Origin of the sequence: Nonomuraea polychroma, from assembly GCF_004011505.1 — a bacterium.
Taxonomy (GTDB): Bacteria; Actinomycetota; Actinomycetes; order Streptosporangiales; family Streptosporangiaceae; genus Nonomuraea; species Nonomuraea polychroma.
This window is the reverse complement of sequence record NZ_SAUN01000001.1, coordinates 7,063,773-7,085,742: the sequence shown is the minus strand read 5'-3', so window position 1 is coordinate 7,085,742 and position 21,970 is coordinate 7,063,773. Positions and strand designations below refer to the sequence as shown.

General features: G+C 68.8%; 19 protein-coding genes. 9 read left to right on the top strand and 10 right to left on the bottom strand.

The features are described 5' to 3' along the window. Nucleotides 1–22: 22 nt before the first annotated feature. The 3 genes from EDD27_RS32250 to EDD27_RS32240 form a co-directional block, all read right to left on the bottom strand. Nucleotides 23–2,143, bottom strand: a complete 2,121-nt coding sequence (locus tag EDD27_RS32250; protein WP_127941101.1) for an ABC transporter substrate-binding protein — start codon at nucleotides 2,141–2,143, stop codon at nucleotides 23–25. A 410-nt stretch (nucleotides 2,144–2,553) separates the two neighbouring features. Then, on the bottom strand, nucleotides 2,554–4,584 hold the full coding sequence (locus tag EDD27_RS32245) for a beta-galactosidase (RefSeq protein WP_164903873.1): 2,031 nt from the start codon (nucleotides 4,582–4,584) through the stop codon (nucleotides 2,554–2,556). Next, a complete protein-coding gene (locus tag EDD27_RS32240) occupies nucleotides 4,568–4,864 on the bottom strand; it encodes a hypothetical protein (protein WP_127935740.1) in 297 nt (98 codons plus the stop codon). The genes EDD27_RS32245 and EDD27_RS32240 overlap by 17 nt, the downstream gene beginning before the upstream one ends. 246 nt (nucleotides 4,865–5,110) lie before the next feature. Between EDD27_RS32240 and EDD27_RS32235 the strand changes: the two genes are divergently transcribed. The 5 genes from EDD27_RS32235 to EDD27_RS32210 all read left to right on the top strand — a co-directional run bounded on the left by EDD27_RS32235 (nucleotide 5,111) and on the right by EDD27_RS32210 (nucleotide 9,437). After that, on the top strand, nucleotides 5,111–5,716 hold the full coding sequence (locus tag EDD27_RS32235) for a TetR/AcrR family transcriptional regulator (protein WP_127935739.1): 606 nt from the start codon (nucleotides 5,111–5,113) through the stop codon (nucleotides 5,714–5,716). Further along, nucleotides 5,713–6,579 carry a crotonase/enoyl-CoA hydratase family protein gene (locus EDD27_RS32230; RefSeq protein ID WP_127935738.1) on the top strand — a complete coding sequence of 289 codons (867 nt, stop codon included), beginning with the start codon at nucleotides 5,713–5,715 and terminating at the stop codon, nucleotides 6,577–6,579. The genes EDD27_RS32235 and EDD27_RS32230 overlap by 4 nt, the downstream gene beginning before the upstream one ends. Nucleotides 6,580–6,583: 4 nt before the next feature. Next, on the top strand, nucleotides 6,584–7,306 hold the full coding sequence (locus tag EDD27_RS32225) for an AMP-binding protein (RefSeq protein WP_127935737.1): 723 nt from the start codon (nucleotides 6,584–6,586) through the stop codon (nucleotides 7,304–7,306). A gap of 990 nt (nucleotides 7,307–8,296) precedes the next feature. Then, nucleotides 8,297–8,800, top strand: a complete 504-nt coding sequence (locus EDD27_RS32215) for an inorganic diphosphatase (RefSeq protein ID WP_127935736.1) — start codon at nucleotides 8,297–8,299, stop codon at nucleotides 8,798–8,800. A gap of 175 nt (nucleotides 8,801–8,975) precedes the next feature. Further along, nucleotides 8,976–9,437, top strand: a complete 462-nt coding sequence (locus EDD27_RS32210) for an Ig-like domain-containing domain (protein WP_127935735.1) — start codon at nucleotides 8,976–8,978, stop codon at nucleotides 9,435–9,437. A 270-nt stretch (nucleotides 9,438–9,707) separates the two neighbouring features. Here EDD27_RS32210 and EDD27_RS32205 read toward each other — a convergent pair whose 3' ends face one another. The 5 genes from EDD27_RS32205 to EDD27_RS32185 all read right to left on the bottom strand — a co-directional run bounded on the left by EDD27_RS32205 (nucleotide 9,708) and on the right by EDD27_RS32185 (nucleotide 13,715). Further along, the gene (locus EDD27_RS32205) at nucleotides 9,708–10,817 is read right to left on the bottom strand and encodes an ABC transporter permease (protein WP_127935734.1); all 1,110 of its coding nucleotides are present in this window, start codon (nucleotides 10,815–10,817) and stop codon (nucleotides 9,708–9,710) included. Then, on the bottom strand, nucleotides 10,814–11,710 hold the full coding sequence (locus EDD27_RS32200) for an ABC transporter ATP-binding protein (protein WP_127935733.1): 897 nt from the start codon (nucleotides 11,708–11,710) through the stop codon (nucleotides 10,814–10,816). Before EDD27_RS32200 ends, EDD27_RS32205 begins: the two co-directional genes overlap by 4 nt. Nucleotides 11,711–11,876: 166 nt before the next feature. Further along, entirely contained in the window at nucleotides 11,877–12,515 is a 639-nt protein-coding gene (locus tag EDD27_RS32195; protein ID WP_164903872.1) for a GPP34 family phosphoprotein, read from the bottom strand. Further along, a complete protein-coding gene (locus tag EDD27_RS32190) occupies nucleotides 12,502–12,759 on the bottom strand; it encodes a type II toxin-antitoxin system antitoxin (RefSeq protein ID WP_421916122.1) in 258 nt (85 codons plus the stop codon). Before EDD27_RS32190 ends, EDD27_RS32195 begins: the two co-directional genes overlap by 14 nt. Nucleotides 12,760–12,764: 5 nt before the next feature. After that, nucleotides 12,765–13,715: an SPFH domain-containing protein gene (locus EDD27_RS32185; RefSeq protein ID WP_127935730.1), complete on the bottom strand. Its 951-nt coding sequence runs from the start codon at nucleotides 13,713–13,715 to the stop codon at nucleotides 12,765–12,767. Nucleotides 13,716–13,971: 256 nt separating this feature from the next. Between EDD27_RS32185 and EDD27_RS32180 the strand changes: the two genes are divergently transcribed. Then, nucleotides 13,972–14,841 carry a GNAT family N-acetyltransferase gene (locus EDD27_RS32180; protein ID WP_127935729.1) on the top strand — a complete coding sequence of 290 codons (870 nt, stop codon included), beginning with the start codon at nucleotides 13,972–13,974 and terminating at the stop codon, nucleotides 14,839–14,841. Nucleotides 14,842–15,200: 359 nt separating this feature from the next. On the opposite strand, the gene EDD27_RS32175 is transcribed toward EDD27_RS32180, so the two are convergent. Next, nucleotides 15,201–15,497 (bottom strand): hypothetical protein, encoded by a 297-nt coding sequence (locus EDD27_RS32175; protein WP_127935728.1) that lies wholly within the window; start codon nucleotides 15,495–15,497, stop codon nucleotides 15,201–15,203. Nucleotides 15,498–15,800: 303 nt separating this feature from the next. Here EDD27_RS32175 and EDD27_RS32170 point away from each other — a divergent pair, with 303 nt between their 5' ends. Beyond that, entirely contained in the window at nucleotides 15,801–16,985 is a 1,185-nt protein-coding gene (locus tag EDD27_RS32170; RefSeq protein WP_127935727.1) for a DUF5685 family protein, read from the top strand. A gap of 12 nt (nucleotides 16,986–16,997) precedes the next feature. On the opposite strand, the gene EDD27_RS32165 is transcribed toward EDD27_RS32170, so the two are convergent. Next, the gene (locus EDD27_RS32165) at nucleotides 16,998–17,177 is read right to left on the bottom strand and encodes a hypothetical protein (protein WP_127935726.1); all 180 of its coding nucleotides are present in this window, start codon (nucleotides 17,175–17,177) and stop codon (nucleotides 16,998–17,000) included. A gap of 211 nt (nucleotides 17,178–17,388) precedes the next feature. Between EDD27_RS32165 and EDD27_RS32160 the strand changes: the two genes are divergently transcribed. Continuing rightward, entirely contained in the window at nucleotides 17,389–20,892 is a 3,504-nt protein-coding gene (locus EDD27_RS32160; RefSeq protein ID WP_127935725.1) for a WGR and DUF4132 domain-containing protein, read from the top strand. Further along, nucleotides 20,889–21,968 carry an ATP-binding protein gene (locus EDD27_RS32155; RefSeq protein ID WP_127935724.1) on the top strand — a complete coding sequence of 360 codons (1,080 nt, stop codon included), beginning with the start codon at nucleotides 20,889–20,891 and terminating at the stop codon, nucleotides 21,966–21,968. Before EDD27_RS32160 ends, EDD27_RS32155 begins: the two co-directional genes overlap by 4 nt. Nucleotides 21,969–21,970 lie beyond the last annotated feature (2 nt).

Below are 21,970 nucleotides of genomic sequence, written 5' to 3'. Positions count from 1 at the left end.
GGCCCGTCCGCGCTGGACGCGCTCACGAGTGCTTCTCCGGGTTCGTCCAGTACCAGCACTCGGGGTCGTAGGTGGCCGGGGCGGGGATGTGCCAGGGGCCGGTGATGCCGCCGAGGGCGAGGTTCTTCGGGCCGGGGACGTTGGCGAGGTCCCGGTTCTTGACGATCGGTTCGGGGAAGTTGGCCGTGGAGCCCATGAAGAACGGCCCGTCCTCAATGTGAATCTTGAACATCTGCCAGACCAGCTGGTTGCGCTTGACCGGATCTGCTTCGGTCTTGGCCTGTGCGTACAGACTGGTGAGCTTCTCCACCGGGTCGCCCGGCTCGGGCTCCATACGCGGGGGATGCCGCTTGAGCGGCGCGAGGTCCAGCTCCTCCTTGTTCTTGCCGCTCGCGCTGTTGGCGTACCAGGCGGCCTCCAGCGGTGCCCAGTACGCGGTGTTCACCGGGACCAGCCAGTTCGGCACCACCATGATCGAGGTGCCGTTGGCGTTGCCCCAGTTGGTGTGGGACATCAGCTGCCCGGCCGTCCACTGCTCGCCGAAGGCGGCCGGCGACATCGGGACGCGCTTCATGTGCAGCCCGATCTTCTTCATGTCGGCGACGAGCTGCTCGTCCTTGTCGGCCTCCGGCTTGGAGATGTCGGCGGAGTAGGGGACCTGAATCGTCAGGGGCGCGCCGTCGGGGAACTCCACGTAGCCGTCGCCGTCGGTGTCCTTCAGACCGATCTCCGCCAGCAGTGCCTTGGCCTTCTCGGGGTCGGGACCGAGGTAGGAGTCGCGCCACTGCTGGTACAGCTTCGGGCCGTCAGGCTCTGCATGGAACTCGGCCGTGCCGGGCCCGATGGTCCCGGTGGTGAGCTCGCCCTGGTTGAAGTACAGGCTCTTGCGGGTGGCCTTGCGGTCCCAGCCGAGCGAGACAGCCTGGCGGAAGCGCTTGTCGCGGATGAGCTTGCCGTACTTCTCGTCTTTGGCGATGTAGTCGTAGTTGAAGAAGAAGATCGAGCCGGTGCCGTCCCCGCTGTTCCATAGCAGGATGTCGTAGTGGCCGCTGTCCTTGTTCCGGGAGAGGGTGGACACGTCGGCGAGGCTGACCTGATTGAAGAAGCCCTGGCAGTAGTCGACCGCACCCTGCTGGATCTTGAGCTTGAGCGCCTCGGCGTTGGTCTGCATCGAGAAGCTGATCTCGTCGATGTAGGGCAGCTGGTCGCCGTTGGTGTTGACGACCCAGTAGTACGGGTTGCGCTCGAGGACGATGCCGGTGTTGTTGTCGAAGGACTTGCACCGGTAGCCGGTGAGCGTGGGGCAGTCGGGGTTGCGCTTCCAGTCGGCCTTCTGCTCCCACAGACCGCCCGGCGTGTCCCAGTCCTTGGGGACCTTGGTGTTGTACTTCGGGTGGTACTGCTTCAGGTAGTGCTTCGGCAGCACCCAGGTCGGGCCGTTCCTGCCCAGGCCTCCGTTGACATAGGTGGCCAGTTGCTCGGGGAAGAGCGGCTGCGGGGTGTCCCAGGTGAACTTCAGCGTATGGTCGTCCACCTTGGTCATCTTCACCGCGGTGCCCTTGCCGGAGATGTTCGACGGCGGCGGCGTCTGCGCGTTGTGGCCGGGCAGGACCAGGTCCTCCCACCAGAACAGGATGTCCTCCACGGTGAAGGGTTCGCCGTCGGACCACTTGAGGCCCTCACGGAAGTGGACGGTCCACTCGGACGCGTCGTCGTTGGAGCTCCACTGGTCGGCGAGACCGGGGCCGACGTCCAGGCCGTCGTTGAGGAAGCGCAGGGGCGAGTTGCCGTAGAAGAATTCGGCGATTGAATTGGCGTTGGCAGCGCCCGTGGCGCCGAAGGCGAGCATCTTCAGCTTCCCTCCGTACTTCCCCTCACCCGTCCAGCGGTGCGGGATGACGTAGGGGTTCACGGGGATGCGCTGCTCGACGGGCGGCAGACCCTTGCCCTTCAGCGCGGGCGACTCCTGGATCTTCGCCGGACGCTTCAGCGCCTCGGTCACGTCGCCCTTTTTGTCCGAGCCCCCGCCCGGGGACGTCGCGTCGGGCTTGTCAGAGCGACCGTCGGTGCACGCGGCGAGCATCACGCCGCCCGCGGCGGCCGCGGCGGTGCGCAGCAAGTGGCGTCGGCTGATCTGGCTCATGGTCCAACTCCCTGGACTTGGAGGCGTCGGGACGAGGAGAAGTAGCGGCAGCGTGCGCGTGCCGGTGCGGTTGAGCTGCAGAAAGCGGCCCGCTCACCGCTTGTGGCGACGCGGTTGCGTTGAGGGTAGTGAACGTTCACCTATGGGTCAATATGCGTAATGTGATCGATCACTTTTTGATGGGCGAGGAGTGAGGGCCGTGCGCAGCGGTTGTGGCGGTGCTCAGGACCCGATGGTCCGGGCCTGGGCCGGCCTCAGCAGGCCCACGCCGTGGGGCGGCAGGTGAAGGGCTTGTCGCCGGTCGTTGCCGCTCCGGGCGTCAGAAGATCCACTGCTCAGCGGACACGGCGCCGACGCGTTCGGATGCGCTTCGCAGGTGGCGATGAGGTCCCAGACCGGGCAGTGGTCGCCTAGGCAAGCGGGCTTTTCACGATCACGACGCCGGCCGGCTCCAGAACGAGTTCGTGACCGACATCGACAACCTGTCCCGTCAGCAGCTCGACCCCGCGCCTGTCGAGGCGCACGGTCGCCTTGTCCTGGCCGTGGTTGAGCAGGAACAGGAATCTGCGGTCGGCGGTGCGACGTTCTGTGACTTCCACTCCGGCGGGCGCCGCGTGGACGGGGCGGATGCCCGCACGGTCGAGGACGGCCCGTATGAGAGAGTCGAGAGCGGGCTGATCGAGGCGCGCACCGAGATAGACGGCGTGCCCCGCGCCGAGAGCGTTGTCGACGACGGCCGGCTGACCGGCGAGTTCGCCGGCCGTGTACACGGCGACGGCACGCGCTGATTCGGTGATCAGATCGTCCTGCCATCGGGTTGCGGTGGCGGCGAAGGCGTCGTCGACGAGCGACTGCTCAGCGACGGCGCGGACGGCCACCGAGTCCTCCGGCGCCAACGGGGAGAACTCTCGGATGTGCGCTCCGATGACCTCCCGCAGCCCGCCAGGATAACCGTTGGGAATGATCTGGTCGTCCTGGTCGACGATGCCCGAGAAGTACGAGATGAGCGCGTGTCCTCCGTTCTCGACGAAGCGTCGCACGGCGGCTTGCTGGGCCTCGCTCATCATGTATTGGTTGGGCACGATGAGTACGCGGTAGGGCGACAGATCCGCCGACAGGGTCACGACGTCCACCGCCACTTGCGCGTTCCACAGGGCCTGATGGTGGCTGCTCACGACGTCGGCGTAGTTGTAGGTGTTGTCCGGGTGCGCGCAGCCCTCGACCGCCCACCAGTTCTCCCAGTCCCAGACGATGGCGACCTCGGCGTGGGTGCGGGCGGTCGCCACGTCCGCGATGCGGGTCAGTTCGTCGCCGAGCGCGAGCACTTCCTGCCAGGTGCGGGTGTTCTGGCCCCCGTGCGGAAGCATGGCGGAGTGGAACTTCTCCTGGCCGAAGCGCGATGCGCGCCATTGGAAGAACATGACCGCGTCGGCGCCGTGCGCCACCGCCTGATATGACCCGAGCCGCATTCGTCCGGGCTGCTTGACCAGGTTGATCGGCCACTGGCTGACGGCTCCGGCGGCCTGTTCCATCAGCATCCACGGTTGTCCGGCACGCAGGGATCGCATCAGGTCGTACTGCAGGGCGGCCTTCGCCAGTCCCGCCGGGTCGGCTGGATTCGGATAGATGTCGAGGGCGACGACGTCGAGTTCCTCCGCCCATCGGCGGTAGTCGTTCAGCCGGAAGAACTGCATGAAGTTGGTCGTCGTCGGCACGTGCGGCGTGATGGACTTGAGCAGGTCGCGTTCGCGCGTGAAGAGTTCGAGCTGGATGTCGGAGTTGAAGCGGGCGAAGTCCAGCTCGCGCGCGGGATTCACCCAGCCTCGGACCGGTTTCGGCAGGTGGACCTGCGCCCAGTCGCTGTAGCGCTGGCTCCACATCGAGGTTCCCCAGCGCCGGTTGAGCTCCTCGAGCGACTGGTACTTGTCCTGAAGCCAGCGCCGGAACCGGTCATCGCACAGGTCGCAGAAGCAGTGCGAGTGGTACTCGTTGCCGATGTGCCACATGGCGAGTGCCGGATGGTCGCGATAGCGCTCGGCGAGCATGCGCGCCATGCGCCGGCTCCGGTCTCGGTACACCTCGGAGGATGGGCAAAAGTGTCCGCGGCTGCCCACCCCGACACGGACACCGTTGCGCTCGACCATCAGCGTCTCGGGGAAATCCTCCGCCAGCCACGGCGGTGGCGAAGCGTTGGGCGTCGCCAGGTTGACGGCGACGCCGTTCGACCAGAGAAGGTCCATGATCTCGTCGAGCCAGCCGAACTCGAAGGTGCCGTCGGCGGGTTCGAGCGCCGACCAGGAGAAGATGCCGAGGCTCACGAGCCGTACGTTTGCGGCGCGCATCAGCTCGACGTCCTCGTGCCACACACTCCTCGGCCACTGCTCAGGGTTGTAGTCCCCGCCATAGACGATGCCGGACAGTCGGTCACGAAAGGTGTTCATTGGGGGGTGGGACACAGGTCGTCTCCTTTGTCGGGTCCGCGAGGAGCGACGTCGCGGGGAGATCGGCGGTCGGGAGGGCCTTGGCGACCTTCTTCACGTCCAGCAGCTGTCCATTGCCGATGTACGAGTACATGAACGGGTCGGCGACCTGCGTGACGTCGGGAAGCGGACGCGGCGCTCGTCGACAGCTTGTCGAAGTAGTCGTGGTACGCGGAGTCCTCCGGCTGAACGGTGATTTCGGATGCTTCTGTCCGAACAGATCGATGATCTTCTTGGGCATCGTATGGCGCGAGTCGGACCCCACCAGGTGAACGCTGAAAGTTGATGTCAGGGTAAGGCGAACAACACCTAGTGAACGTTCACTCGGACAAAATAGTGAACGATCACCTTCGGGTCAAGGTCCTGTGGTTTGGAGTCGGCTGGACTGCCTGCACCGGGCCGACCGATACCGCGGGGAAGCGGGCGGGAACGGCCATAAGCGTGGCTGCCTGTTGACAGTCAGGTATGACCGTGAAACGGTTCGCGCATGGCGTCGGGTGTACGGGCCGCGCAGCGTGAGGCAACACGGCAGCGGATCGTTCAGGTCGCGGTGGAGTTGTTGATCGAGCGCGGACTGGCGGCGACGACAACCGTCGAGGTGCAGCGCGCTGGTGGGTTCAGCCGGGGCGCGTTGCTGCATCACTTCCCGACGCGCGAGGCGATGCTGGGTGCCACGATCCGGGCGCTGATGGAGCGCAATGAGGCGGCGGTGCGGCAGGCCGAGGCCGATACGCCGGCCGACCTTGATCGTGTGGAGCGCGCGATCCGGGTGCTGTGCGCGTCGATGGTGCGTCCGGCGTTCGTCGCCGAGTTGGAGTTGTGGGCGGCCGCGCGTACGGATCCCGCGTTGCGGGAGGTGCTGCGCCGTGAGGAGAAGCGGGCGCGTGTGGATCTTTACCGGGTGGTCGGAGAGGTGTTCGGCGAGGATCTGTCGTCCAGCGAGCGTTACCCCATGGTGGCGTCGCTGACTGTGCAGTTCCTGCGTGGCCTGGCGATTTCCGATGTGCTGCGCGGTGAGCGGCGCACTACCGAGCGGCTGATCGCCGATTGGGGCGCGGTCGCCCGGGCCATCCTGGAGGGGAATAACCCGTGAGTGATGTCATCGGCTATGAGGTGCGGGACCGCAAGGCCTATCTGACGTTGAACCGGCCCGATCGGCTGAACGCGATCACGGCGGAAGTGGCGCGCAGGCTGAAGGAGCTGGTCGATCGGGCCAACGACGATCCGGCGGTGCATGTGATCGTGCTCCAGGGCGCGGGGCGTGCGTTCAGCGCGGGTTACGACCTCAAGCAGTACGCCGAGCACGGCGATCTGACGCAGCCGCCGGTGTGGGATCCGATCAAGGATTACCAGCACATGAAGCGCAACACCGACGACTTCTTCAGTCTGTGGCGTTCACTGAAGCCGACCATCGCGAAGGTGCACGGCTACGCGGTGGCCGGGGGCAGCGATATCGCGTTGTCCTGCGATCTGGTGGTGATGGCCGAGGACGCCCGGGTCGGTTACATGCCCGCGCGAGTGTGGGGCTGTCCGACCACCGCGATGTGGGTCTACCGGCTCGGTGCCGAGCGGGCCAAGCGGATGCTGCTGACGGGGGACACCATCGACGGGACCACCGCCGCCGCATGGGGTCTGGTGCTGCAGGCGGTCCCGGCCGCCGAGCTCGACACCGCGGTGGAGGCGTTGGCCGACCGCATCGCCGGAGTCCCGGTCAACCAGCTGGTCATGCAGAAACTGATGATCAACCAGGCCTACGACAACATGGGCCTGCACGGCACACAGATCCTGGCCACCCTGTTCGACGGGATCACCCGGCACTCCCCTGAGGGCCGCTGGTTCCAGGAATTCGCCGCACAGCACGGATTCCCCGCCGCGGTGCGATGGCGCGACTCCGGCAGGCCGATCCCCGACGGCGGCGGCCCCATCCCCACCACAGCCGAAATCGACGAGGAGTGAACCCATGGCCCTGGCGTACTGGCCGGCCGACACCAGCCGTCCCGTCCTGGAACTGTCCACAGGCGACCTGCTGCGCGAAGCCGCCAGGGACGCCGGGGACCAGACCGCCCTCATCGAAGCGGCACCACCAGGCACTCCGTCGCCGGCCCGTGCCGAACGCACTGACCGCCGATGGACCTACCGGCAACTGCCGGCCGACGCCGAGCAATGCGCACACTGGCTGCTGACCCGGTTCGCACCGGGCGAGCGGATCACCGTCTGGGCACCCAACATCCCCGAGTGGATCATCCTGCAATACGGCGCGGCGTTGGCCGGTGTGGTCGTCGTGACCGCCAACCCGGCGCTGCGGGCGCCAGAGCTGCGCTACGTCCTTGAGCAGTCCCGCTCAGCGGGGCTGTTTCACACCGCCGAGTTTCGCGGTAGCGACATGACCGCGATCGCGCGGGAAGCGACACCGGGACTGCCGGAGTTACGCGCCACGTTCTGCTTCGAGGACTGGCAGGACACCGTACGCACCCACCAGACGGACGGCTCGCTGCCGACCGTGCGGCCCAGCGACCCCGCCCAGATCCAGTACACGTCCGGCACCACCGGATTCCCCAAGGGTGCGTTGCTGCACCACCGGGGGCTGGTCACCAACGCCCGGTTCATGATCGAGCGAACGAGCGCGGATGCAGCGGGCGGTGGGCGGCGCCCAGGCCGCTTTGGCCGGCAGGTACGGGCGTGACGCCGTTTCATCAGATCGCGGTGCCAGCGCAGGACGGTGTCAGGGTGGACGAGGAGCCGTATCCGGCGCAGGACCTTGCGGGGTAGCGAGGTTAGGAGGGCGCCTAGAAAGGCCCGGTCCTCGGGTCTGAATCTCGCTCTGTGTCGGCGCCGAGTTGGCGTTCAGGGACGGTGATCTGGTTGCGTAGGGCGAGAAATCTCCACTCCTTGTCCCGATCGCCCATGGGCAGCAATCGCAGCGTGTCTAGCATTCCCATAGATCAGACGCGGTGACTGAATATTCGAGCCCCACAAGTTCTACGCGGCCGAGGACGATCTTTTGCGTGGCGGTTGCCGAACATCCGTGAAGTTCTAGCTTCCTTGCGCTCGGTGTGTGCTCGAGTGCACCAAACCCAGTCCTGGTCCGGGCATGTGACGTTCACAAACGTAATGCCGGCGAGCTTGAGATTGACCGGTTTATCTGACTTTCGCGGCTCAGCTCCGATCTCGCCCTGCTCGTCGCGCTGCAGCACCTGCCTGGCTCGTGCCGTACCCACCGCGCCCGCCAGATCGGGAGAGAGTCTGACCGGCCGCCGTGTGCGGCATATCATGAAAGAACTCGGTGGTGGAGCCCGCCGAGGCCGCTTCCACCGAGTGGCGGCTCCGCCGCACCGGCCAATGGGTCCTGCCTCGTGATGAGAGGAATGCCCTGTGTGCGCGATGTTCCAGCCGAGCGAGCAATGTTTTGATCGCCCCTATTGGCTGCCCTTGCATGGGCACGGCAACGGCCATCCGCGGACGCCTGGAGCGAACCGGTCGACGTACTCGAGAACAAGGTGGATGAGCTGGCGGCACTCCTCGATGCGGAATCGCAGCCTGGGCGGCATACCGCCGGCACCTGGCCGCGTGCGGTTGCGTCCTCATACGCCTGCGCCCTATCGGGTGTAGGCCACTCTGGATGCACGCCCTGCCGAGGATGCGGCCGCTGGAAGCTGCGGCACGGGAGGTTGTGATGCGCTTCGACGTGATCGTGGAGACACCGCGGGGATCGCGCAACAAGTACGAGATGGACCAGGCCAAACGGCGGATCAAGCTCGACCGGCTGCTGTTCACCGCCACCGCCTATCCCTACGACTACGGGTTCGTGCCCGGGACACTGGCCGAGGACGACGATCCGCTGGATGCGCTGGTGCTGGGCGAGGTGCCGACCTTTCCCGGATGCGTGATCAGAGTGCGTCCGGTGGCGGTGTTCTGGATGCATGACGAGCACGGACCCGACGCGAAGATTCTCTGCGTGCCTGCCAACGATAGCCGCTACGCCCACATCCAGGATCTGCTGGACGTGGATGTCCACGTACTCGGTGAGATCAGTCACTTCTTCGACGTCTACATGGACCTCGAGCCGGGCAAAAGCACCGACACCCGTGGCTGGGAATCATGCGCACAGGCAGAGGACGTGATCAAGCGCGCCGCCCGTCAGGCCGCACGAGGTTCCGCCCGACAAGGCGGTCCATGACTGCCGGCGTCCTTCGACGCCGTGCTGGTCGATGCCGGAATCCGCCTCGTCAAAAGTCACGCCCGGATGCCGCGGATGAGGCCGGCGGACGTGATCTTGCCGAGGGTGCGTTGGCGCAGCTGTACGAGTTGCGGCGAGTTCACGACGCCGGGCAACGTGCGCTGGACGACTCCAGGTGACGTTCAGTGAGCAGATCGCCGGACCGAAGATCTCGGTGAAGAGCGCCGACGGCGCCGACATTCAGGGTTCCACCGCCATCGACAGCACCGAAAAGGTGGCAACCTTTACTCCCAAACAGTCGCTTCGCCCCGGCACGAAATACACCGTTGACGTGTCGGAAGCGATCGACTCGTGGGAAAACGTGATGAAGCCCTATAGCTGGTCCTTCACCACGCTGAAGCAGGCTTCGGGCCAGTGGACGTTCGACGAGGGGAACGGCCGCACGGCTGCCGACTCGTCAGGCAATGACCACCACGCGAGTCTGAACGGCACTGCGGCATGGTGCTGGGAAGGACGGGAACGCGATCTCCAACATGCCGGCGCGGGCCGCTGCCTCTCAAGCGGCGGTCAAGCAGGGCAAAGCCATCGAGGTTGCCGACGAGACGACCGCGACCAGCATCACCTACGCCCAGCCTGACGGGAAGACGTTCAAGACCGAGGTCACAACGGGCCCGGTGCGGACGAAGCAGGGCAGCATCTGGGTGCCGATCGACACCACCCTCGTCGAGGTCGATCTGTTCGAATTCCCCGGTTCTTGGCGAGACGCTGTTTGGCCACGTTATAGGACCAGGCGTGGGTTGCTACTTTTTTTTCTATTCCGAAGTGCTTCCCTGTTGCTACTTCTAGCACGCGAAGCCGGGGATCAGCGTCTTCCAGGTGAGGCGCCGCGCCCGCTTGAGATCGTCCCTTATCGCACGCGCACCACGTCGCCGAGCTTGACCCGGGCGCCCGTCCGCAGCACCGCCCGCTGGTACACCTTGGCGCCGAAGGCCAGCGCCGCGAGCACCGCCACGATCATTCCGGCCATGGAGGCCCCCACCTGCCACAGCGGCACCTCGGTGGCGGCCATCCGCACCGGCATGACCATCGCCGAGAACGGCGGCACGTACGACACCACCGTCGCCAGCGTGCCGGTGGGCTCGTTGGTGGCGTAGAAGGCCACAAAGTACGTGACCATGACGGTCATGATCAGCGGCGTCAGCACGGTGTTCACCTCCTCCTGGCGCGAGACCAGCGAGGCGAACGCGGCCGACAGGGTGGCGAAGAAGGCGTACCCGAGGACGAACCAGACCAGCACTCCGGCCACCAGCCCCGGCATGCCGGGCGGGAATTCGGAGGCGGTCCCGGAGGCCACGGCCGCGCCGAGGCCGACGGCCAGGATCGTGACCAGGTTGATCAGGCCGAGCACGCCCAGCCCGAGGATCTTGCCGCCGAGCAGTTGCCACGGCCGCAGCGTGGAGAGCAGGATCTCCACGATCCTGCTGCCCTTCTCCTCCACCACGCCCATGGCCACCATCGAGATCTGGCTGATGACCAGCATGAAGAGCACGACCACGAGCACCACCGCGATCCCGGTACGCGCGGAGTCGTAGCGGGCGTCGGCGCGCACGGACTCCGTCTGCAGCGGCGGGATGGACACGCCGACCGCGCCGAGCCTGACCTCCCGGTTGACGCTCTGCAGGAGCACCCCGAGCTCGTCGTTGATATCGCCGTCCGTGAGCACCTTCGTGCCGTTGACCAGCACCGCGTCCACGTCGCCGTCGAGCACGGCCTGCGTGGCCGCCGTCTCGTCGGGGAACGATCGCCACTCGAACGTCGCCTCCGGTGCGGCCGCCTGCAGCGGCAACTGCTGGGAGTTGACGGTGCCGAGAGTGTAGGAGTCGGGGCTGTCCAGCACCTTCGGCGCGAAGGACACCGCCGCCACCAGCACGGCCGTGATGATGAGGCCGATGACGAACGCCTTCGTGCGGATCTGCGTCACGATCTCGCGGCGGGCGACCAGCATCAATCCGTTCACGCGACGGCCTCCTTGAAGATCTCGGTGAGAGTCGGCTGCTCGATGCCGAAGTGCTCGACGTGCCCGGCCTTCATGGCGCGGCGCAGGATCTCCTGGTCGTCGCCGTCCGCCGTACGCAGGACGTGCCGGTCGCCGTTCACGGTGACCGTGCCCGGCAGGCCGTCCGCCCAGCCGGGAGCGGGATCGCGGACGACGACCCGCAGGATGGTGCCCTCCTCCGCCCGGAGGTCGCCCACCGTGCCCGCGGCCACCATCCGGCCGGCGGAGACGATGCCGACCGAGTCGCACAACCGCTCGACCAGCTCCAGCTGGTGGCTGGAGAAGATCACCGGCACCCCGCCCCTGCACCGCTCCTGCAACGCCGCGGCCAGCGCGTCCACCGCGATCGGGTCGAGCCCGGAGAACGGCTCGTCCAGCACCAGCACCTCGGGATCGTGCACCAGCGCCACCGCAAGCTGCACCCGCTGCTGGTTGCCCAGCGAGAGCGCCTGCACCGGGTCGTTCCTGCGCTCGGCCACCCCGAGCCGCTCCAGCAGGTCGCCGGTGGCCTTCTTGGCGGCCGTCGCGCTCATCCCGTGCAGGCGACCGAAGTACTCGATCTGCTCGGCGACCCGCATCTTCTGGTAAAGACCGCGCTCTTCCGGCATGTAGCCGAAGCGCCGCCGCACGTCGTAGTCGAGCGGCTTGCCCTGCCAGCTCACCGTGCCGGAGTCGGCCTGCAGCACGCCCATGACGATGCGCATCGTCGTCGTCTTGCCGGCGCCGTTCGCGCCGACGAACCCGAACATCTCCCCCGGCCGCACGGCGAAGCTGATCCCATCCAGGGCGACCTTGCCGCCGGGGGCGTCGGGGCCGCCCGCGAAGCGCTTGCGTAACTCGCTGATCTCGAGCATCAGGTCCTCTCCTTCATCATGGGTCAATCGTGGCTTCCGAGCCGTTCGCCCTGCCAGTCGCGGAAATCAGGTGCTCGATGGCGCGGGGCCGGGCCGGTGCTTCGAATGGCGTGGTCAAGTGATCTCCTCCGAGAGCCGGTGGTGGGAGCCGCCGTGATTCGTCGTGTCAGCCGGCTCCGTACGACGACCTGGCCGCCTCGACGCTCTTGCGCAATGCGGTCGCGATCGGCTCGACGGGCGCGGACAGCTGCTGGATCCGGTCCCGGCGCAGACGCGTCTCCCGCCAGGAGGGAACCACCGTCTTGAGCCGGTACGCCGTGGCCAGCGCCGCCAGGACGCGGACGTCCTCGTCCAGGTGCCCGACCGGCTGGCCGCCGCGGATGGCCCGGCCGACGCGCTCGGCCAGTCTGCGTGACAAGTACGCCTTGCGCAGCGTGATCCGCTCGACCGGGAACAGCAGGATCCGGCGCCGCTCCACACGGATCACCCGGGCGGCCGCCAGCTCGTCGCGTACCACGCGGACCGCCTTTCCGCTGTCCTTCTGCACCCACCGCCGCCACGAGCGGGGCGGCGAGTTCGAGATCTGCTCCCAGACCACGGCCCGCAGGGAATCCGGCTCGGCGGCCGGGGCGGTGAGAGCTCGCGCCTTGCCCGACTCGTCCGCCAGGTTGCCCGCCAGCAGCAGCTCGGCGAGGGTGGCCGCGCGCAGCAGGTAGCCCAGCTCGCCCTGCTGGGTCAGCTTCCCCTTCCGCAGGTCGAAGGCCAGCAGGAAAGCCGATCGGGTCAGTGACTCACTCTGCTTCACTTGCGTCTCCATCCGCCCGCTCCCCTTCTTCTTCCTGATCTGTGTCGTCCTCTGGCGTCTTCCTCGGCCGTCCGCGCGGGCGCATCCGCCCTACCCCGTCGGGCAGGCGTCCGGCCTCGGAGAGGGCCCTGCGCAGCAGGAACTCGATCTGGGAGTTCGTGCTGCGCAGCTCGTCGGACGCCCACCTGGCCAGCGCGTCGTGAACCACCGGGTCAAGCCGCAGCAGGATCTTCTTCCGCTCCACGGTGATTACTGGTAGAGCGTGCCCGTGTTGACCACGGGCTGGGTGTCGCGGTCACCGACCAGCACCACGAGCAGGTTGCTCACCATGGCCGCCTTGCGCTCCTCGTCCAGCTCGACCACGTTGTGCTCGGCGAGCTTGGCCAGGGCCATCTCCACCATGCCGACCGCCCCGTCGACGATCCGCTGCCGGGCCGCCACCACTGCGCCCGCCTGCTGGCGGCGCAGCATGGCGTGGGCGATCTCGGGCGCGTACGCCAGGTGGATGATGCGGGACTCGATGACCTTCACCCCGGCGGACGACACCCTGGCCGCAAGCTCCGTGGACAGCCGCTCGTTGATCTCGTCGGCGTTGTCCCGCAGGGACAGCCTGGGCTCGCCGTGCGCGTCGTACGGATAGCTGCCCGCGATGTGCCGCACGGCCGTCTCCGCCTGGATGGCCACGAACTCCACGAAGTCGTCCACCTCGAAGACCGCCTGCGCAGTGTCCTCCACCTGCCAGACCACCACGGTCGCGATCTGGATCGGGTTGCCGTCCGCGTCGTTGACCTTCGTCACGTCCGTCTCGTGGTTGCGGATCCTTGTGGACACCCGCCGGCGCACCGTGATCGGGTTGACCCACTGGAAGCCGGGGGTGCGCAGGGTGCCGACGTACCGGCCGAGCAGCTGCACCACCCTGGCCTCGCCCGGCGCCACCGCGGTGAGGCCGAAGTACGTGAAGAACCCGAGCAGGATCATCAGGCTGCTCACGATGACCACCCACATGCCGCCCTGCCCGGCCCCCGAGGCGAGCATGACGATTCCCACGACGAGCAGCGCGATCCCGGCCAGGTCCAGCGCCGTCGCCACCCCCAGCATCACGAACCCGTTGGCCGCCCGCACCGGGTGCTCGCTCGTGCGCGGTGCGGGCATGTCCACGACGGCGGCCTCAAGTGCGGCCCCGCCCGATGTGTTGGCCATCGTCCGTCCCTTCTCCGTGGCTTCATCTTGATAGCAAAGTGATATCACTTTTTCGGCGACTGTGGAAGGCCGGTTCTCAGGGCCCTCCGCTGCGCGGCACGACAACAGTGCCTCCTCCAGGACGGCGCCTTGGCTGGCGAGGACGGTCCGTTGTCCAACGCCGACTGGGCCGGACCAAACGCGGCGGTGCCGGCCCTGGTCATGCCGGCGGCAAATTCGGGTGCGGAGGGTCGGTGGGGTGGTGTGTGATCGAGGGATGGCGATCGAGATGGGCAGGCCGGGGGTCGACGGGCTCGGTGACGTGGTGCGGGTGCTGGGGGAGTGGCAGTACGACGGAGGGCCCGTGCAATTGCATCCGGGGGATGTGGGGTGGTTCTGGCGGTTCGGTGCGGAGCGGACGGCGGAGGCTACGCGGACCTGGAGTCGGGCTGGGGAGGTTCTGGCGGCCGGGCTGCTGGATGGTGCGGAGTTGCTGCGGCTGGCGTTCGCGCCGGAGGCGTTGCGGGACGAGGAGTTGGCGAAGCAGGTGGTCGAGGACGTGTCGGCGCCTGAGCGTGGTGTGCTGCTCGAGGGCAAGGCGTACGTCGAGGCGCCGATGGGTGCGCTGGTCCAGGACCTGTTGTTCAAGGACGGCTGGGAGAGCGGCGAGCCGTGGACACCACTTCGGCGTGACCTCGGCGCGCCTGTGCCGGATCCCGGCGTTCGCGTCGAGGTGATCGGGCCGGAACAGGCGCACGAGTGGGCCGCGGTCCTGCGGGCGTCGTTCGACGGGTCGACGTTCACCGACGAGCGCTGGCACGCGATGGCGGCAGGTGCGCCGTATGTCGACGCGCGGTGCCTGGTCGTTCGCAATGAGCCGGGCGAGGCGGTGGCGGCCGTGACGGTGTGGTCGGCGGGTGAAGGCAAGCCCGGGCTGATCGAGCCGATGGGGGTGCACCGGGCACACCGCCGTCACGGTTACGGCAAAGCGATCACGGTCGCCGCGGCGCGCGCACTTCAGGAGCTGGGTTCGTCCAGCGTGGACGTGTGCACGCCGAGCTCCAATGTCGGCGCCGTCGCCACCTACCAGTCGGCCGGCCTCGAGCAGTTGCCCGAGAGACGGGACCTGTACCGCAACGCTTCCTGAGGCTTTCGGTGTGGGGTCGGGGTGTGGCGTCCGCGCCCTGCTCGCCCGGCATGCGGAGAAAGCCGGTCTCACCCACAACATGCCGCCCCACCGGCTGCGGCACTTCCTGTTCACCTGGCTCGAGGAACAAGGCAGCGCCGACGCCCTCATCCCGCCCTACTCCGGCCATGCCAGCCGCGCCAACTGGGAGATCTCCTCCCAGGTCTCCCTGGGGGCGGACGATGAAGGACGGCGACGAGCCCGTGCAGTTCACCCCGTGCGTGGAGTGCGCCACTTTGTCATGGCTCCGCCGATCCCGATAGAAGGCGTCCGCCTGCCGCCCGCCCGCCTGGCGCGACGACCGCAGGTCCGCCGCGACCTCAGTTGCGCGTGCGGATCAGCATGACCAGCCCGGCGATGAACGACCCGAGCAGGACCGGTGACAGGACCGCGAGGGCGCCCCACACAACGACCCCGAGATAGCCGAGCGCGGACGAACCGTACGTCGGGTCGGCGTCAGCGGCCGCGAACAGCCCCAGGCCGAGGACGACACCGGCCACCGTGAGCGCGATCGGCGTCCACAGGAGCACGTGGGCCCATGCGCGGTACCTCCGACTGTAGACACGCCGGGCCGACGGCACGTTCGGCCGCGAGGGATACCCGACGGGTTCGCGCATGCCCCATTTGTACCAGTCCGCATGGGCCCCGCACCCTCAGGGACGGCCGTGGCGGGGGATCTCCTGTGGATGACCCAAGCTGGTCAAGACCGGGCACAGACGTAACGACTTGCCGCTGGCCATCCGTTCTGAGCTCCGAACGGCTTCTGCGGTTGCTCGCGGGTGGCGGTCAGACAGGTGGCGCGGTGCTCCAGGCCGGCCGGTGCGGGCGCCGTCTCCTTCCTGGGGATCCGTTCGCCGCCGCGGTATCTTCCGGCGGCCTGATGCTACGTTTGGCTCTCGAATACGCACATAAGGGGACGTATGTTCGGCATTGTCCGCCCGTGTCGGCACGCCATGTGCAAGGGGCTCTACGCGGACTGGATGGGCCACCTGTGCGGGCTCTGCCTGGCGCTCCGCGACGAGCACGGACACCTGTCCCGCCTGGTGACCAACTACGACGGCCTGCTCGTGTCCGTCCTCACCGAGGCCCAGTCGCCCGCGTCCGCGTCGCGCCGGCGGGCGGGCCCGTGTGCGTTGCGCGGCTTCAAAAGCGCTGACGTGGTGGAGTCCGAGGGGGTACGGCTGGCGGCCTCGGTGTCGCTGCTCCTGGCGGCCGGCAAGGTGCGCGACCACGTGGCGGACGGGGACGGCGTGTACGCCCGCCGCCCGGTGGCCGCCGGCGCCACCCGCCTGGCGGGCCGCTGGTCCTCGGCCGGCACGGCCATGGCCGGCACGCTGGGGTTCGACCCCACCCCGCTGACGGCGGCGGCCGACCGCCAGGCCCTCCTGGAACGCGCCCCCGCCCAGGCGCCCCCCGGGAGCAGCGCGGCGCCCGGGTTACGAGAGTTGACGGGGCCTACCGAGGACGCCGTGGCCGCCGCGTTCGCGCACACCGCGGTGCTCACGGGGAAGCCGCACAACCGGGAGGCTCTGGAGGCGGCCGGTCGCGGATTCGGGAAGCTGGCACATCTGATCGACGCGGTGGAGGACCTGGCCGACGACCGTGCGTCCGGAGCGTACAACCCGCTGGCCGCCACCGGCACCGGCCTGGAGGAGGCGCGCCGCCACTGCGACGCCGCGCAGGCCGAGCTGCGCGCCGCCGTGGACGGGCTGGACCTGCCCCGCCCCGGCCTGACCCGCGCCCTGCTCGTGCGGGAGACCGGCAGCGCCGTCTCCCGAGCCTTCGCCGCCGCCGGGATGCACGGCACCGGCCACTCGCCCGGACCCGTGCCCGGAGCCCCTCCCGGCGATCCCGGCGCGCCGCCGGGAGGACGGCCGCCGAAGCGGGACCCCGGCGGACTGCTGTCGCTGGCGTGCACCGCGCTGACCTGCTGCACGTGCGGCCTGTATCGGCCCCCTTGGGACGAGGACCGCGAGGGCTCCTTCTGCGAGCGCTTCGACTGCTCCGGCTACGACTGCTGCGGGAACTGCAGTAACTGCGGGAACTGTTGCTCATGCTGCTCGGGCGAGGACGGCTGTTGCTGCGACGGCTGCGCCTGCGACTGACCGCCGTGGGAGTCACGTCAGCAGGGTCTGGGCGATGAGCCCGGTGACCGCGGCCGAGGCGCCGAGCGAACTCACAGCAACCGGGGGGTCTCCCAGCCCCTTGATCTTGGACACCGGGTGCGCGTAGAAACTCCAGCCCACCCGGTACGGAAAGCCGCGGTCGTACATGTACGTCCACCCCAGTCCCGACATCGGACGTCCCGCGGCCTCCCGGAAGCTCGCAAAAGGTAGGCCAGGAGGTGGGGGCGGGTGAAGCCGTCGGCCATGCGGTGAGTGCCAGTTTGTCAGTCTTGCGCGCAATACTCGGCGCTGGCGATCACGAGGATGAGGCATCGGCGATGGCGCGGTTACTCCGTCGCTTGAACGACGAGCTCTCCATCGAATACAGCGTGGAGGTATCGGCATGAGCGCAGATCGGATGCTGACCTATGTCGGCGGCGATTCGGCGAAGTTCTGGGAAGTGCGTCAGGACGGCACGGATCTGAACATTCGGTATGGGCGGCTGGGCGCAGCCGGTCAGGCGCAGGTCAAGTCGTTCGACTCGGCTGCCGCCGCCGCGGCGGCGGCCGACAAGCTGGTGGCAGAGAAGTTACGCAAGGGCTACACGGAGGACGAAGCGGTCGCCGTGCCGGCGACCTCCCCTGCGGCGACCGACGGCGGCGTCGGGGACGAGGACCGGCTGACGATGCCGACCGCCTGGCTGCGCGTTCTTCATCCGCGGCGGGGTGGAGCGAAGGTCGCCGTGAAGCGGCTGGACGCGGGCGCGCCCAGGGAGCTCGCGGCAATGTTGGACGAGCGCAGGCAGGCGATCCTCGACTCGCTGGCGAGGTGTCCCGACCCGGAGATGGCCTCCGCGGGCGCGGCGTACCTGGCGGGGGAGCCCACTGCCACGCCGCTGGGCGCCGCGGTGGTCGCCGAGGTGGTGACTCCGTCGCTGCCTTGGGACGATCGGGCGTTGCTGTCCCTGTTCGCCGAGGCCTGGCTGGTCGAACGTGGTCTGGTGTTCGCGGCGGCGGCCGTGACCGAACTGGCCTCGCTGGACTGGGATGCCGACGGGCAGACATTCCGAGTCCGGCGGATGGCTGCCCGTGAAACCCCTCACCATTGGTACGGCTGGAATCGGATCGAGCTCGCCACGCGGGTGCGTGCTGTCGTCTCGGCCGCATCGGATGCCGAGTACGCCGAGGTCGTCGCGGCGCTGGCGGTGAGCCGTGAAGGCGGGCTCCACCATCGGGTGGCGGCTTCCTACCTGGCGCCGACCGAGGCCGACTGGGTCGCGGCCGACTGCGCCGAAGTGAATCGCGTCAATCCGGGGCTCGCCGCCGGCCTGGTCGCTTCGATCAGCACGCCGGAGCAGGCGGCGCTCATCGCGGGCCACGTCCAGGGTTACTCCGTGATGCACTCGCTCGCTCTGCCCGCCACGGTCGTCGACGGCATGGGCGAGGCGGCCGTGCCGGTGCTGGCCGGCTGGTTCGACGACCTCTACGACGCGGAAAGCCTGCGGCGGCTGCTGGGCATGCTCGCCGAACTGCCGACCGACGCGGCGATGCGGGCGCTCCTCGACCGGATCGACGACAAGTACACCCAGCCGGCCTTCCTGCGCGCGGCGGCCCGCTTCCCGCGCCGGGCGATGCGGATGCTGGCCGCCTCCAGCGGCAAGGCTGTGGACCTGCTGCTGCGCGCCCACGTGCTGGCCCATCCCGACCTGGTGGACGAGGTGCTGGCGAGCGTCGATGCCGCCGCCGCGCGGATCAACAAGGTCGCGACCGCCGTGACCGTCCCCACCGCTCCGCCTGAGGCCCTGCCCGAGGTGCTGGTCAGCCCGCCGTGGACGCGTCCGCGTACGGTCCGCAAGCCGGTCGTGGTGAGCGGCCTGGTGTGCACCGACGAGCCGACCGTGGTGTGGGGGCCGGGTGAGCGGGACAATTGGCGTTCCGTCCGGCCGGGGCACGGCTCATGGGATCGGGCCTATGGCCACAGCTGGGAAGAGATCGCCGGCCAGATCGCCGCGGGCCGGCACGGCTACTGGAGCCACGAAATATCCCTGTTCGTCGCCGGGCCCGAAAAGCTGGCCGGGCCGCTCATCGAGAAGTGGCGCCCATCCGATCTGTGGGGAGCCTCCGAATGGATGCCGAGGGTGGTCGCCAGGTTCGAGCTGGCAGCGCTGCCCGCGGTGGTGGACAGCGCCCGGCGCAGCCCGAGCACGATCGCTCCGGTGTTGCTCCCGTTCGCGGCCCCTGAGGTCGCCGCGCTGATGGCCGAGTGGCTGACCCGGCTGAAGTCGGTGCGCGCCACCGCGCTGGCGTGGCTGGCGCGCCACCCCGAGGCGGCTGCCAGGGCGCTGATCCCGCCGGCTCTGGGCAAGCCCGGCCCGGCCCGGCGTCAGGCCGAGCAAGCGCTGGCGGCGCTGGCCGCGGGCGGCAGCCGTGACGCCGTGGCGGAGGCCGCCGCCGGCTATGGCCCCGTCGCCGAGGCCGCGGTCGCCGACATGCTCTCGGCCGACCCGCTCGACGCGCTGCCCGCCAAGATGCCCGTGCTGCCCGAGTGGGCGGACGTCGCGCTGGTGACCCCGATCCACCTGCGCGGCGACGCGGGCGCGCTGCCGGCCGAGGCGGCCCGCCACGTGATCACGATGCTGGCGATCTCCCAGCCCGGAAATGCGTACGCCGGTCTCGCCCTGGTCAAGGAGGCCTGCGACGGCCGCAGCCTCGCGGAGTTCGCCTGGGCGCTGTTCCAGCGCTGGCAGGCGGCCGGCTACCCGTCCAAAGAGAGCTGGGTGATGGACGCGCTGGCGCTGCTCGGCGACGACGAGACCGTCCGGCGGCTGACGCCGTTGATCAGGACCTGGCCCGGCGAGGGCGGGCATGCGCGGGCGGTCGCCGGCCTGGACCTGCTGGCCGCCATCGGCTCCGAGGTCGCGCTGATGCACCTGCACGGCATCGCCGAGAAGGTCAAGTTCAGCGGGCTGAAGAACCGGGCCAGGCAGAAGATGGACGAGGTCGCCGCGGAGCTCGGCCTGACGCCGCAGGAGCTGGCCGACCGGCTGGTGCCGGACTTCGGACTGTCCGCCGACGGCAGCCTGACCCTCGACTACGGCCGCAGGCAGTTCGTGGTCGGCTTCGACGAGCAGCTCAAGCCGTATGTGACCGACGCCGCGGGGAAGCGGCTCAAGAACCTTCCCAAGCCGGGGGCGAACGACGACCCGGAGCTCGCACCCGCCGCCTACCAGCGGTTCGCCGGCCTGAAGAAGGACGTGCGCGCCGTGGCCGCGGACAACATCCACCGGCTGGAGCAGGCCATGGTGAACCGGCGCCGCTGGAGCGGTGAGGAGTTCAAGCGGCTGCTCGTCGGCCACCCGCTGCTCTGGCACATCGTGCGGCGGCTGGTGTGGGGGCTCTATGACCCCTCGGGCCGGCTCACGGGCGCCCTGCGAGTGGCCGAGGACCGCAGTTTCGCCGACGTCGAGGACGACACGCTGACGTTGCCCGACGACGCCGTCGTAGGAGTGCCTCACCCGCTGGAGCTGGGGGAGGAGCTGGCCGCCTGGGCCGAGGTGTTCGCCGACTACGAGATCCTGCAGCCGTTCCCGCAACTGGGCCGGGAGACGTATGGACCGGACGAGGCGCTGCTGGCCGAGATCGGCGCCGCCAGAATCCCCACCGGCGCGGTGATCGGCCTGGAACGGCGTGGCTGGCGGCGAGGCGTGCCGCAGGACGCCGGGTGGCAGGGCTGGATCGAGCGGGACGTGCCCGACGGCAGGACCGTCACGATCGGTCTCGATCCGGGCATCGCGATCGGCTACCTCGACTTCGCCGACGAGCAGACCCTGGTAGGGGTGGAGCTCGGCGGCCTCGATCCGATCACCGTCTCCGAGATCCTGCGAGACCTGCGGGAGATCACCCGATGAACGAACACGTCCAGCGGCCCCCGGCCGAGATCCGCCACGCCGACGAGCTGGCCCGGCTGCGGGAGAACGACACCGACGACCGGCCGCCCGGCTGGGCGTTGAGCCTGCGAGCCGCCCGGCGCTTCGTCCTCGGGGACGAGAAGCTGGGCATCAGCCGCAAGTTCGTGGGCGATCCTTCACTGATCGACCGGTCCCTGGTGACGCTCGCGACCAACCGCGGGCTGATGCTGGTGGGTGAGCCGGGCACAGCGAAGTCGCTGCTGTCCGAGCTGCTCGCTGCGGCGGTGAGCGGAACCTCGACGCTCACCATCCAGGGCGGAGCGGCCACCACTGAAGACCAGATCAAATATTCGTGGAACTACGCGCTGCTGGTCGCCGAGGGCCCGTCCACCCGGTCGCTGGTGGCCGCTCCGCTGCTGCGCGGCATGGCCGAGGGCAAGGTGGTGCGCTTCGAGGAGATCACCCGGTGCCCGCTGGAGGTGCAGGACTGCCTGCTGTCACCGCTGTCGGACCGGGTGCTCGCCGTACCGGAGCTGACCGGTCCGGACGCGATGGTGTTCGCCCAGGAGGGGTTCACCGTCATCGCCACCGCCAACACCCGCGACCGCGGCGTCAACGAGATGAGCGCCGCTCTCAAGCGCCGGTTCAACTTCGAGACCGTCTTCCCGATCGCCGACTTCGACACCGAGCTGCGGCTGGTGGAGGCGGAGGCCACCGCTCTCCTGAAGCGCTCAGGCGTCGGCGCGCCGCCACGGCGCGACGTGCTGGAGGTCCTGGTCACCGCGTTCCGGGAGCTGCGCGAGGGGCAGACCGCGCGCGGTGACGCCACCGACCGGCTGTCGGGGGTGATGAGCACCGCCGAGGCCGTCTCGGTCGCGCATGCCGTCGGGCTGCGCGGCTGGTTCCTGCGCGGCGAGCCCGGCACCGCCGCTGACCTGGTCTCCTGCCTGGCCGGCACGGCGGCCAAGGACAATCCGGAGGACCTGGCGAAACTCCGCAGATACCTGGAACAGAGGTGGCGGCACGGCGACCAGTGGAAGGCCCTGTACGAGGCCCGCCACCTGCTGCCGGGCTGACG